Below are 13,305 nucleotides of genomic sequence, written 5' to 3'. Positions count from 1 at the left end.
GGAGACTTTATCCCATGCCCAATTAAGCGCTGGCGAACAATTTGTATTAGTTGAGATTCATCGTGGCGTAGCGGTTTAGAAACTGTCGTCCCCACAAGAACCTCTTATCCACTTCATTCAATTCGGCTTCTTCACAGACGGCATCCCAATGCTGTTCGATGGCGGCAGTCAGATTTCCAAAGATAGCCTGGGCATCTTCCGCGGAGAGTAGGAAATTGTGTGCAGTTTCAAGGCAGGTTTTCAGTTGACTGAGGTTGTTGTTACCTGCAATCAACATAGCCTGTGACGCTTCATTGCCCGTGCGGCCTTGGGGGCAAATGTCATAGGCAGGGGTCAGGGTCAGTGCCTCGCCGTTCCAAAACGCGGCGTGGTTTCGCGCGTGGTCGTCGGTATTGCCGCACAGAATATTAAAAACGAGCCGAGAGAAAAGTTCCTTCAGTGTATTCTTCGGGTCGGTAAAACGATGACGGATAATTTCGGCCAGCGTTTCATAGCTGGCGTAACGGGCCATCATATCATCGAGGCCAAGCAACGTGAGCGCGGAAACCATAGCCTTGCGTGACCAATCGCTGCCTTGCGGAATACGGTCAAATCGCTCAATCAGCAGCACGTCCCTATTTGCTGCCTTAGCCAGTTTAACGGGGGCAACATTAAGTCCAGCCCATGCCGCTAGTCGCATAGCAATAAATTCGGCTTTGACGATGCTGTAGAGATCGGTGCTGGATGAAAATTTGGCCACATACTTCTTGCCTTGATCTTGGATCAAAGCCTTTGGCCGAGCGCCGCCGATAGAACTGCCATGGAATAATGCCTGATCTAGTTCCGGCGTAAGAGGAACGCCCTTTTCGACACGGTCAGCAGACTCGATCAGCTCTTCTATGCTGACGTTGCTCGCCGTACGCGATATGTACTCGGATGGTGAGCGTTGAAAATCGAGCGCGCCGATCCGGTCAGAGCCGGATTCGAGAAGGTAGGTCAATTCGCCCAGCTCGGCCGTATCCGTGCCAGCGCCTTTAAGACCTAATTGCTTATTGATAATCACGCGCCGCCCCCAGGCATCGGGCGAGGCGTCTCGAATACAGCCGGGCATGGTCAATCCTTTCGGCAGTGGCAATACTCCGGCCTTCAACGGCAACTCGGGTTGGTAAATTGGAATTGCAGGCGGTTGATCCCCGATACGCTCCAGATAGCTCTTGCCGTAGTTAAACAGAATGTGGCCGTTGTCTGCTTCTAGCCGTCCGGCCACAATGGGTTTCGTTTCTTCCGGCAGCCAAATCCAGACGAAGGCTTCTTTATTAGAAGTCATCCCGTACCGTCTTGGATTTCTTGCGAATGGACTTCGGCAGCAGCGCCAATTTGTCTTCGGTCCGGCGCAAGTGCTTCGTTAGCGTAGTTTCATCCGCCTCGAACAGCTTGATCCCGACAATGGTTGCGACTTCGAACACAGCGCCGATTTCACATTTAAGGTCGCCTTTCTCAATGCGTTGCAGCAGCCCTCTGGAAATACCTGCACGGTCGGCAATTTCCTGCATGGTGAGCCTACGTTCTTTACGAGCGGTACGGATCAATCCGCCGAGCAAGGCAGACGCATCGCGGGTATAACGGGAGTAAGTACGTACAATGGACTTTGGCATCGTGCTAAAATGGTTTTTATATAGACCATAAAATCTCTTTATGGTCTATATAAAACTCAAAATACTGAATTAGTGCTTCCTTGTCAAGGAAAAATGCGCGTTCTGTATCGCAGGAAGGGTGGTCGGCTAGCTTTGACCAGATTTTAAAGGGTCGTCCGGTTGTCGATTGCTCAATATTTTCTTATTCTCTCGCGTATCGTTTTGGATGGATAAAGTGATAAATGACGGAATCATAATCTTAAGCAGTCCGACATCGAAAAATGGATGGAGCGCAACAAGAAAAGCCAAAAGGAATAAGGGGCGGAACGCATGTTACTGGCCAACGGAAATAACAGCTAAGTTGCCAATAAGCTCAAGAAAGAGAAGTAAATGGGCAGGCAGGTCGATCTGAATACGAAAGTAAAAAAGCTTAAAGACAGGATTACCGAGATCACGGAGGGTCTTTAATGGAACCACGGAATACACGGAATGACACAGAAAGGAATTATTTACGAGAAAGAAAGTTACGCGATTCGCGGGGCGGTGTTTGAGGTTTACAGGGAGATGGGCTGTGGTTTTCTTGAGTCGGTGTATCAGGAATGTCTGGCTAGGGAATTCTCAAGGAAAAGAATTGCCTACATCGCGCAACCGGAGCTCATACTTATTTACAAATCCGTGCCGCTGAAGCAAACCTACAAGCCAGATTTTATTTGTCATGACAAAATAATTGTTGAAATTAAAGCTATTAGTAACTTGGCTGATGAACATCGGGCGCAGGTGCATAATTACCTAAAAGCAGCTGGCATGCGTTTAGGGTTGCTGGTGAATTTTGGGCACTATCCCAAGGTTGAAATTGAACGAATTGTTATGTAAACCACGGAATACCCAAACAACAGGGAAATAACAACATGGTTTTTCAGTGTATTCCGTGTGTTCCGTGGTTAAAGAGAAAAACATGAAAAAAATACAACCAAAAGAAGGCGAAAGCGCCGACATCGTTTCAGAGAACATTGAACGATTGAAAGAGCTGTTCCCCGAGGCTTTCAGCGAGAGCGGTGTCAATTTCGATGTGCTCCACCAGTTGCTTGGTGATGCCAAGGTGCTAGATGAGGGCGAAGAAAAATACGGCCTCAATTGGCATGGCAAGAAAAGGGCTCGTCAGATAGCGCTTACGCCATCCACAGGGACGTTGCTGCCTTGTCCAGAAGAAAGCATTAATTGGGATACGACCAAGAATCTGTTTATCGAGGGTGACAACCTTGAGGTTTTGAAGCTGCTTCAGAAGAGCTACGCCAACAAAGTCAAGATGATCTATATCGATCCGCCGTACAACACGGGTAAGGAATTTATTTACCCAGACAAGTTTCAGGAGAATCTGGATACCTACCTCAAGTACACAGGGCAAGTTGATGATGAGGGAATGAAGTTTTCTTCTAACACTGAATCAACCGGCCGGAAACATACGAATTGGCTGAGTATGATGTATCCGCGACTGAAATTAGCTAAACAGCTACTGTCTCAGGAAGGAGTGATCTTCATAACTATAGATGATAACGAAGTGGCCACACTAAGGCAGGTTTGTGACGAGATTTTCGGTGAAGAAAATTTTGTGACCAGTATCGTCTGGCAAAAGAAAGTATCTCCATCCAATGACGCTACATGGTTTAGCAGCGACCATGATCACATATTAGTTTACGCAAAGAATAAACTGATATGGCGACCATTTAAGTTGCCTATGAACGAGAGGCAAAAAAGCAACTACACAAACCCCGATAATGACCCGAGGGGTAATTGGAACTCTGCGACATACACGTGTAACAAAGATAGTGATGAGCGCCCAAATTTGTATTACCCGCTAGTAAATCCAAATACTGGGCAGGATGTTTGGCCAAAAAAGACGGCTGTATGGAAGTACTCGAGGGAGGTGAGCCAGAAACACGCCGAAGAAAATATCATTTACTGGGGTAAAGATGGGACGAGCAATTCACCCCGACTAAAAAAATTCTTATCAAAAGCAAAAGGAGTCGTACCTAGAACAGTTTGGCTTTACTCAGATGTTGGCCATACACAAGAGGCAACGAAAGTTCTCTCAGAATTAATTGATGATATCAAATTCGATACGCCTAAGCCTGTCCGCCTAATTGAGCATATGCTACGTATTTCGACCGGTGGCGATAGTGAAGAAATCGTTTTGGATTTCTTTGCTGGCTCTGCGTCTACTGCCCATGCGATACTAAATATAAATGCCAATGAAGGCTCGAATAGAAGGTTTATTATGGTGCAACTGCCTGAGTTGCTGGAAAGTGAGTCGTACAGATCGATCGCAGATATAGGTAAAAGAAGAGTAAAAGAAGCTGGAAAAAAGATCACCAATGAAAATCCCGATGCGACGTTCGATCAGGGATTTAAAGTTTTTAAACTATCAAGTTCGAATATTCAAGCATGGAACCCTGATCGGCAAGACTTAGAACAAAGTCTATTGTCTCAACAGGAGCACTTGATCGAAGGGCGTTCGGAGAATGATATTCTTTATGAACTTCTTCTTAAGCGCGGCGTAGACCTTGCTGTTCCCATCGAAAGCCGTGAAGTGTTAGGCAAAAACATCTACAGCATTGGCTACGGCGTCTTGTTCGCTTGTCTGGATGAGTCCATCAACAAGGATCAAGTCGAGGAAATTGGTCAAAGTATCGTCGAGTGGCATCGGGAGCTTGCGCCAAGCTCTGACACCCACGTCTTCTTCCGTGATAGCGCCTTCAGCGATGATGTTTCGAAAACCAACATGGCCGCCATTCTGGAGCAGAGCGGTATAACCCATGTACGCAGCTTGTAAAGATATAAACCACAGAAAACACGGATAACACGGAAATGAGTCACCATTATATTTTTCAGTGTATTCTGTGTGTTCCGTGGTTAATTTGGATTCAAAGTAAATGAAACTCCAATTTGAAGACGATCTGGATTACCAAAAAGCCGCGATAGACTCGGTTGTCAGTCTGTTTAAAGGACAGGAAATATCCCGCTCTGAATTCACCGTGACATTCCAGCCGGAGTCTAGCCTCAACTTATCTTTGGGTTTGGAGGAGAATCAGCTCGGTATCGGCAACAGGCTCTTGTTGGTTGATGAAGAAATTGAAGAAAACCTGCGTAAGGTGCAACTTCAGAATGGCCTGCGGCCTACCAAGAAGCTAGCCAGCGGAGACTTTACCGTTGAAATGGAGACCGGAACGGGCAAGACCTACGTGTATTTGCGCACGATCTTTGAACTGAACAAGAACTACGGCTTCACCAAGTTCGCGATTGTCGTGCCGTCCATTGCGATTAAGGAAGGTACTTATAAGACGCTGCAAATCACGCAAGAGCATTTTGAAGGCTTGTACCCGAAGGCCAAGGGCTACGAATACTTCCTCTATGATTCCTCCAAGCTGGGTCAGGTGCGCAACTTCGCTACCAGTTCCAATATCCAGATCATGGTGACGACGGTCGGCGCGATCAATAAAAAGGATGTCAACAATCTATACAAGGAAAACGAGAATACAGGTGGTGAAAAGCCGATTGACCTTGTTCGCGCCACGAACCCGATCATTATTGTCGATGAGCCACAAAGCGTTGACGGTGGCCTGACAGGCAAAGGCAAGGAAGCGCTCACGGCGATGAATCCGTTGTGCACCCTGCGTTATTCCGCGACCCATGTGGACAAGCATCACATGACCTTCCGCTTGGATGCCGTGGACGCCTATGAGCGAGGCTTGGTTAAGCAGATTGAGGTGGCGTCACTCCAGATCGACAGTGGACACAACAAACCCTATATCCGGCTGGACTCCACGGATAACCGGAAAGGATCAATTACCGCCAAAGTGGAAGTGGATGTTCAGCGCGGCAAGAATGTCCGGCGAGAATTCCTAACCGTGGAGGACGGCGACGATCTGGAGCAGATCACAGGCCGCTCCATTTATGAAAACATGCAGATGGGTACCATTACCTGTGGCAAAGATAATGAGTCCATTGAGGTCAAGGGCGACGGCTTCGATCAACGGCTTCGACCAGGCGAGGCCATTGGTGGCGTTGATCCCGACCAAATCAAGCGCTTGATGATCCGGCGAACCATCAAGGAGCACTTCGATAAGGAGCTGATGTTCGCTGCGAACAAGAAGCCAATCAAAGTGCTCAGCCTATTTTTCATTGATAGTGTCACGCACTACCGCCAGTACGACGAGGACGGTAACGCTGTTAAGGGCAAGTACGCTCGGATGTTCGAGGAGGAATACCGCAAGCTGGCCAAGTCAGCGGATTATCAAAGCCTGTTCAGGGAAATTGATCTGGAGGCTGGGGCGGACGAGGTGCATAACGGCTATTTTTCTATTGATAAGAAAGGCCGATCTGTCGACACCGCCGAGAATAATCAGGCGAACCGCGACAATGCAGAGCGGGCATACAACCTGATTATGAAGGAGAAGGAAAAGCTACTGAGCTTTGATACCAAGCTGAAATTCATTTTTTCTCACTCCGCTCTGAAGGAAGGTTGGGACAATCCCAACGTTTTCCAGATTTGCACGCTCCGCGACATGGGAAGCGAACGGGAGCGACGCCAAACCCTTGGCCGTGGCCTGCGTCTCTGCGTCAATCAGAATGGCGAACGGCTTCGCGGCAACGACGTGAACACGCTGACCGTAATTGCCACGGAAAACTACGAAAAATTTGCCGATAACCTGCAAAAAGAGATCGAACAGGATACGGGTATTCGCTTCGGCATTGTCGAACCACACCAATTCGCGACCATTCAAACCCTCAACGAACAAGGCGAGGTTGCACCTTTGGGGGTGGAACAGTCAGAGAAGATTTGGCAGTTCCTCAAAGATCAGCAATTTGTGGATGTAAAAGGTAAGGTGCAGGACAGTCTTCGCGCCGCGTTGAAAAACGGAAACTTTGAGCTGCCAGAGGAAATCAAGCAGGAGCTTGTCAAGAATCACGGAGAGGAACAGACTGATATAATCACATCGGATATTCAGGCGGTTCTACGCAAGCTGGCTGGCAAGCTGGATATCAAGAACGCCGATGATCGGAAAATCATTCGAACGCGGGAAGCTGTTCTTGAATCCGATGAGTTCCGGTTGCTCTGGGAGCGGATCAAGTACAAGACCACGTACCGTGTGGAGTTCGACAACCTGAAGCTCCTGAACGATTGCGCCGACGCCATAAGAAGCTGCCCGCCGATTACCAAAACCCGCGCCCAATTCAGAAAGGCGGATATTGCTATCGGTAAAGGTGGCGTAGGGGTTCAGGAAACCAGCGCTTCCGGCTATACCACAATCCACGAAAATGATATCGAGTTGCCCGATATTATTACCGACTTGCAGGACAAGACCCAGCTCACTCGAAAAAGTATCGTCCAGATACTCAGGGAGAGCCGAAGGCTTCAGGACTTCCTGCGCAATCCCCAGCAATTCATCGACTATTGTTCCGAGGCGATTAACCGTACTAAGCGGCTAGCGCTTGTTGACGGCATCAAATACACTAAGATCGGTGACGATCACGGCTATGCCCAGGCACTTTTTAAGCAGGAAGAGTTGAAAGGCTATCTGAAGAATACGCTGGAAGTACAAAAATCCGTATACACCCATGTCGTGTATGACTCGGGAAGCGTGGAGAAGTCCTTCGCCGAAGACTTGGAGAAGAACGAAAGAGTTAAAGTTTACGCCAAATTGCCCCCGTGGTTCAAAGTGCCAACGCCGCTCGGTTCCTATAACCCCGATTGGGCTGTCGTTGTGGAAGATGGCGGTGAGGAAAAGCTCTACTTTGTGGTTGAGACCAAAGGCAGCGCGTGGTGGGATGATTTACGCCACCTTGAAGGAGCGAAGATCAAGTGCGGAGAACGGCACTTTGAAGAAATTGCAAAAGACACAGAAAACCCCGTCCGCTATATCAAGGCAATGGATGTTGCAGGGATGATGGGTCATGTGGAATAGGAATTAGGTATCGAGTTTGAAGCATGGATAGGAATAATGCTATGGAGAATTCAAGCAGGGAAGTGGCCCCTAAAACTCGGGGGGCCGTGCTCAAATGGCAAGCGCCCATTTATGATTTGGAGTGCGCTTTGGTCGGTCTGAGAAAGAAGTTCCGGCGGGAGACCCTGCGCCATGCCCAATTGAGCCCTGGCGAGCAAATTTTGGACGTGGGGTGCGGGACCGGCGTGCTGACACAATTGGCGGCGGAGAAGAGCGGCCCCTCGGGGAAGGTGGTAGGCGTTGATCCTTCTCTTCCCATGATTTCCTTGGCAAGGAAAAAGGCGGCCCGCGCCCAGAGTCAAGCGGAGTTCAAATTGGGCGTTGTGGAGCGCCTTCCTTTTGGGAACGAAACTTTTGATGTGGTGCTATCCAGCTTAATGTTGCATCATTTGCCGGCGGAATTGAAACGGCAGGGATTAGAAGAAATCCATCGTGTGCTCAAGCCGGGCGGACGCTTGCTAGCAGTGGATTTTGACCGGCCGGGCCACCCCCTATGGTGGTTAGGCGTATGGCCCCAATTATTCATGCCTGCCCTCGTTGCCCATATTCGCGGGGAAATTCCAGATTATTTGGCTGCCGCGGGCTTCTATGAGGTCCAGGCAGTGGGGCGGTGGTTCAACTTACTGACATTTTGGGAGGCCAAAAAGTGACGGCTGTGCTGCAGCGCTGATAGACTTAGACTATCGCAGCGTTTCTCCTTATTCTTGCGGTGTTGGGGCTGGCGCCTTTTCCCGTAGAATGTCAAGGTCACTCACATTCCAGAACCATGACATGAGGTTGCTGCGCCAGCCGTAATAAGTCATTTCCACCATAAAATCATTCTTTTCCGCGATGGCTGCATCGCCCTGGATGTCGGCGCTGTCGAACTTAAACCGATACCAAGCGTCTTCGTTGCGAAGCACCATCCGTTTGTCATCTTCTTGACGAATGGCGGTGATACGGTATTGGTCCCCACCCTCAATGCGCTTGACTTCAGTGTCTACAATTCTGAAGGTTGCCGTCCTGGGCCATTGATAGCTGATTAGGGCAACAAACACGCTTAATACCAGAGTGATGGCAATAATAGCGCCAATTCTTTTGAATGCGTTCACGCGAAATCCTTTGCTGGTAGTAGTAGTCAATTTAAGCTCAAAAACGCTTGTTGGAAAATACCATATTGAAGGGATTTAATCTAATAGTTTAAGAGCCTCTATCCCTAGTACGCGCCCTTTATTGGTAGCGGCTTAATCTTACCGGCACCCACGGGCCTGGCAGGGTAAGCGGTCATAGAAAAAATCTTGCCATTCTCCAATTGAGCGCCAAAGCGAGTAGTTAAAGCAGGCGAATCGGCAGCATTTCCAACAACGTGCCGTGGGGCAGTACAATTCCCCTCCATGGGCTGAGTAAACGCGATCTAAACTCTCGCCCGCCGCCAATTCTTGATTAGAAACCCATGAACGCCAAGTATTGTAGAGGAGCAATGCGAAAAAAAAGGAACCCAATAAGGCAACGCTGGATATCGGAACCCTCTCGGTCCATCTCTGGGAGGCTGCCAATATTCTACGTGGGCCAGTCAATGCGGCTGATTTCAAAACCTATATCTTCCCCCTGCTGTTCTTCAAGCGAATCGCCGATGTCTACGACGAAGAATTCGCTACCGCCCTGAAAGAGTCCGAAGGGGATGCGGAGTTTGCGCAATTCCCGGAGAACCATCGCTTCCAGGTGCTGGAAGGCTGTCACTGGCAGGAGATCCGTGCCAAAAGCGCCAATATCGGCCATGACCCTCGCTCAGGCCATCGCTAATCTCAAGGGAGTCATTGCAGGCGGCGTATGCGGCCGAGGATAGGCTGCAAGCATTGCTGGCCAAAACGGATTGCTGCCATGACCTACAACCCTTCTATCCACCGCCGCCGTTCGATCCGATTACAGAATTATGATTATTCCCGGGCGGGTGCGTATTTCGTGACCATCTGCACGCGCAACTCCCAATCAGAATTTGAATCCTATCTCTAGGGGCGCGGCCACCTTGCTGCGTGGCTATATCGATGCTAGGGATTACAAATGGCTCACCCAGGTCTATGAATCCGTGAAGCCGCCGAGAGCGGTCATGGCAAGCTGCTCTGGCACGCCCTGGGGGCCAAGATCATCGAGCTGGTGCATGAATTTGGAGTTTCGCCATGACTGATGTCGATTTTGTTCCTACAAAACCTCATCAGCCTGGAGAATTCGCGCTTCAATGGGTGTCTTGGGCTGGCCACGACTTAGCGCTCAAGGCCCTCGGTTGGGTATCACCCTCCACGCGCATCACTTCCCCTCCTACCGTAAGATTAAATCTATTATTTTTTCTGAAAATATCAGTTTTTGCCGCGCCCTAACCCAATGCGCTATAAACTGAGATTAGGCTCGCTACAAGAATCTTCAGACGGATGATGGGGAAGCCCTATGGGACAATAAAATGGGAGAGATGAGGGGTTATTCGGCAAGTGAAATTATGACCGAAGCGGTACTTGGCGGAAAATTGGGGTATGCAAGTGATACCCCACTTGGCCTCCACAGCGAAAAAGACCCGCTCAAAGACGGTTTCGCAAGCTATTGTTTTATTTGGTGGCCAGGGACAGAATCGAACTGCCGACACGGGGATTTTCAGTCCCCTGCTCTACCGACTGAGCTACCTGGCCTTAAAAACCGGCTATACTTAAATTGTTTGGTCGCCATTAAAACGATTTAGCAGCCATAAGTCAAGGCGACATCGCAAGCTAGGTCGCGTATACTTGAAATCAACTATTGATAATTTCGATTACTAAATGTTTCGCTTACTTTTTATTTTTTTCCTTACCTTTCCTCTGATTGAGATCTACCTGCTGATCCGTGTTGGTAGCGCTGTGGGGGCTGGCTGGACTGTGTTCTTATGCATAGTCACAGCGATGGTGGGAGCGCTCTTATTGCGCCAGCAAGGGTTCTCTACCGTAAGCCGGGTTCAAGCCAGTATGGCCCGCGGCCAGGTACCGGCGCTAGAGATGCTGGAAGGGGCATTGCTGCTGGTCTGTGGGATATTCCTGCTGACCCCTGGTTTTTTTACTGATACCCTAGGATTCTTGGGGCTTATTCCTCCTGTCCGCCGGGCTTTTCTGTTATGGGTTGCAAGGCGCACCCTGCAACGCGGTGGAGTTGAAGTTACCCTATACCGCCAGGGCCAGGGGCCGGAAGATTCTGACCATCGCCAGCGTCCCCGCATTATTGACGGCCAGGCTAAACGGGAAGACGAATAAGAATTTGACTTTCCCCCGCTAATCCCTCTCTGAGAACTTTAAAATCCCCGTTCGTCAATGCCTTGTGCCCCCTGTTAGGGGAGCCCTTTCGTATTTTTTCCTGTTGACTCGTGTTTTGATATTGCTATTATTAGCACTCGTTATAGGAGAGTGCTAATTTTTTTTGGTGGCGCTCTTGAAATTTGGAGTGCTCGTCCCCATAACATGCGTTCGTGTATTTCCTTAATTTAACTTTAAAAGTAACAAGGAGAAGTTAATGAAGATTCGTCCACTTCATGATCGCGTTATCGTCCGTCGTATGGAGGAAGAGAAAACTTCCTCTGGTGGTATTGTGATTCCGGATACAGCGGCTGAGAAGCCGATTCGTGGTGAAGTCGTTGCCGTGGGCAATGGCAAAATTCTTGAAAGTGGAGAAGTGCGCGCCCTTGACGTGAAAGTAGGGGATAAGGTGCTTTTTGGCAAATATTCCGGCACCGATGTAAAGGTCGAAAGCGAAGAACTGCTGGTGATGCGGGAAGACGACATCATGGCGGTGCTCGAAGGTTAAGACGCGGCTGGCAAAACGCGACAAAAGCTTGAAGTAATCACGAAATTAGTAACAGAGGATTGAAATAATATGGCAGCTAAAGATGTAAGATTTAGCGAAGATGCACGCCATCGCATGATGCATGGCGTCAATGTTTTGGCCGATGCGGTACGGGTCACCTTGGGCCCCAGGGGGCGGAATGTGGTGCTGGAGAAGAGCTTTGGCGCACCCACCATTACCAAGGACGGCGTTAGCGTTGCCAAAGAAATTGAACTTAAGGATAGGTTCGAGAACATGGGCGCCCAGATGGTCAAGGAAGTGGCTTCCCAGACTTCCGATGTGGCAGGAGATGGGACCACCACAGCAACTGTGCTGGCTCAGAGCATACTGCGCGAGGGTATGAAGGCGGTGGCCGCTGGCATGAACCCCATGGATCTCAAACGGGGCGTTGACAAGGCAGTGGTGGCTGCGGTTGAAGAACTGAAAAAACTCTCCAAGCCCTGCGAGGATAGCAAGGCTATCGGCCAGGTGGGCACTATCTCCGCCAATGCGGAAGAGTCCGTGGGTAAAATCATTGCCGAAGCCATGGATAAGGTAGGTAAGGAAGGCGTGATTACGGTGGAGGAAGGTTCTGGCTTGGATAATGAGCTGGAAGTTGTGGAAGGAATGCAGTTTGATCGGGGTTATCTCTCGCCCTATTTCATCACCGATCAGCAGTCCATGGCGGCGGATCTGGATGATCCTTATATCCTTATTCACGATAAAAAAATCTCCAATATTCGCGACTTGCTGCCGGTGCTGGAAAGCGTGGCCAAAGCGGGTAAGCCGTTACTGGTGATTTCTGAGGATGTGGAAGGCGAAGCGCTGGCGACCCTGGTGGTCAATACCATCCGCGGTATCGTTAAAGTGTGCGCGGTCAAGGCACCAGGCTTTGGTGATCGCCGTAAGGCCATGCTGGAAGATATCGCCGTGCTGACTGGCGGCACGGTCATTTCCGAGGAGGTTGGTCTTTCCCTGGATAAAGTGACCCTGGATGATTTGGGTCGGGCCAAGAAAATCACCGTTAATAAGGAAAACACCACCATCGTAGATGGTGCGGGTAGTGCTGACGATATTAAAGCCCGGGTCGAGCAAGTCCGGATACAGATTGAGGAAGCCACTTCCGATTACGATAAAGAGAAGCTCCAGGAGCGGGTTGCTAAATTGGCAGGTGGCGTGGCCGTCATCAAGGTGGGCGCCGCGACCGAAATGGAGATGAAAGAGAAAAAGGCCCGTGTGGAAGACGCTCTGCACGCCACCCGTGCGGCGGTAGAAGAAGGCGTGGTCCCTGGTGGTGGGGTAGCGCTGATTCGGGCTCTATTAGGTATTAAGGATCTTAAAGGTGCGAATCATGATCAAGATGTGGGCATTAATATTGCCCGTCGCGCCATGGAAGAACCTCTGCGCCAGATCGTGAACAATTCTGGGGAAGAGGCTTCTGTCATCGTTAACCAGATTAAGGGAGGCGAGGGTAACTACGGTTACAATGCCGCCACCGGAGAGTTTGGCGACATGATTGCCATGGGAATCCTGGACCCCACCAAGGTCAGCCGGACGGCCCTGCAAAATGCTGCCAGCGTGGCGGGTCTGATGATCACCACCGAGGCGATGATTGCCGAGGCGCCGAAGGACGAGGAGGCATCTCCTGGCGGTGCGCCTGGCATGGGCGGCGGCATGGGTGGTATGGGCGGCATGGGTGATATGGGCATGATGTAAACGCCCAAGATCCACTCGCTGTCTTAAGAGTAAAAAGCCCCGGTCTTATTAAAGATCGGGGCTTTTTTTACATCAATCCTGGATAACTATTTGGTTTTTATCCAGGAGAATAAATTGAGGTTGAGTCAGGAGTGAGGGCTTGTTGAGAGAGTCCTTCACTA

12 protein-coding genes and 1 tRNA gene are annotated in these 13,305 nt (G+C 49.8%); 9 read left to right on the top strand and 4 right to left on the bottom strand.

All coding sequences use genetic code 11. The annotated features are described in order from the left end of the window. Positions 1–46 precede the first annotated feature (46 nt). Together NOC_RS15520 and NOC_RS15515 are read right to left on the bottom strand one after the other, a co-directional pair. A complete protein-coding gene (locus NOC_RS15520) occupies positions 47–1,306 on the bottom strand; it encodes a type II toxin-antitoxin system HipA family toxin (RefSeq protein ID WP_002812758.1) in 1,260 nt (419 codons plus the stop codon). Further along, positions 1,296–1,634, bottom strand: a complete 339-nt coding sequence (locus tag NOC_RS15515; RefSeq protein WP_011331098.1) for a helix-turn-helix domain-containing protein — start codon at positions 1,632–1,634, stop codon at positions 1,296–1,298. The genes NOC_RS15520 and NOC_RS15515 overlap by 11 nt, the downstream gene beginning before the upstream one ends. A 468-nt stretch (positions 1,635–2,102) precedes the next feature. Here NOC_RS15515 and NOC_RS15510 point away from each other — a divergent pair, with 468 nt between their 5' ends. From NOC_RS15510 to NOC_RS15495, 4 genes are all read left to right on the top strand, one after another. Further along, positions 2,103–2,486, top strand: a complete 384-nt coding sequence (locus NOC_RS15510) for a GxxExxY protein (protein ID WP_002813776.1) — start codon at positions 2,103–2,105, stop codon at positions 2,484–2,486. A gap of 82 nt (positions 2,487–2,568) precedes the next feature. Further along, positions 2,569–4,443 (top strand): site-specific DNA-methyltransferase, encoded by a 1,875-nt coding sequence (locus tag NOC_RS15505; protein WP_002812313.1) that lies wholly within the window; start codon positions 2,569–2,571, stop codon positions 4,441–4,443. 100 nt (positions 4,444–4,543) lie between these two features. Next, a complete protein-coding gene (locus tag NOC_RS15500) occupies positions 4,544–7,576 on the top strand; it encodes a type III restriction-modification system endonuclease (RefSeq protein WP_002813924.1) in 3,033 nt (1,010 codons plus the stop codon). Between the two features lie 41 nt (positions 7,577–7,617). Next, positions 7,618–8,265 carry a class I SAM-dependent methyltransferase gene (locus NOC_RS15495; protein WP_011331097.1) on the top strand — a complete coding sequence of 216 codons (648 nt, stop codon included), beginning with the start codon at positions 7,618–7,620 and terminating at the stop codon, positions 8,263–8,265. A gap of 48 nt (positions 8,266–8,313) precedes the next feature. Here NOC_RS15495 and NOC_RS15490 read toward each other — a convergent pair whose 3' ends face one another. After that, the gene (locus NOC_RS15490) at positions 8,314–8,706 is read right to left on the bottom strand and encodes a DUF1523 family protein (RefSeq protein WP_002813033.1); all 393 of its coding nucleotides are present in this window, start codon (positions 8,704–8,706) and stop codon (positions 8,314–8,316) included. Between the two features lie 400 nt (positions 8,707–9,106). Between NOC_RS15490 and NOC_RS18690 the strand changes: the two genes are divergently transcribed. Together NOC_RS18690 and NOC_RS15475 are read left to right on the top strand one after the other, a co-directional pair. Continuing rightward, positions 9,107–9,397, top strand: a complete 291-nt coding sequence (locus tag NOC_RS18690) for a type I restriction-modification system subunit M N-terminal domain-containing protein (protein WP_197538962.1) — start codon at positions 9,107–9,109, stop codon at positions 9,395–9,397. A 374-nt stretch (positions 9,398–9,771) separates the two neighbouring features. Beyond that, positions 9,772–9,969, top strand: a complete 198-nt coding sequence (locus tag NOC_RS15475) for a hypothetical protein (RefSeq protein WP_036497764.1) — start codon at positions 9,772–9,774, stop codon at positions 9,967–9,969. Between the two features lie 227 nt (positions 9,970–10,196). On the opposite strand, the gene NOC_RS15470 is transcribed toward NOC_RS15475, so the two are convergent. Beyond that, positions 10,197–10,272, bottom strand: a tRNA-Phe gene (locus NOC_RS15470). Positions 10,273–10,398: 126 nt separating this feature from the next. Here NOC_RS15470 and NOC_RS15465 point away from each other — a divergent pair. From NOC_RS15465 to groL, 3 genes are all read left to right on the top strand, one after another. Further along, positions 10,399–10,863, top strand: coding sequence for an FxsA family protein (locus NOC_RS15465; RefSeq protein ID WP_002813883.1), 465 nt, complete (start codon positions 10,399–10,401; stop codon positions 10,861–10,863). Between the two features lie 256 nt (positions 10,864–11,119). After that, on the top strand, positions 11,120–11,410 hold the full coding sequence (groES, locus tag NOC_RS15460) for a co-chaperone GroES (RefSeq protein WP_011331096.1): 291 nt from the start codon (positions 11,120–11,122) through the stop codon (positions 11,408–11,410). 69 nt (positions 11,411–11,479) lie between these two features. Continuing rightward, positions 11,480–13,144, top strand: coding sequence for a chaperonin GroEL (groL, locus tag NOC_RS15455; protein ID WP_002813030.1), 1,665 nt, complete (start codon positions 11,480–11,482; stop codon positions 13,142–13,144). The last annotated feature ends 161 nt before the right edge of the window (positions 13,145–13,305 follow it).

The sequence above is a fragment of the Nitrosococcus oceani ATCC 19707 genome (assembly GCF_000012805.1).
GTDB classification, from domain to species: Bacteria; Pseudomonadota; Gammaproteobacteria; order Nitrosococcales; family Nitrosococcaceae; genus Nitrosococcus; species Nitrosococcus oceani.
Note: the sequence above shows the minus strand (reverse complement) of the source record. Positions and strands in the feature narration are given on the sequence as shown.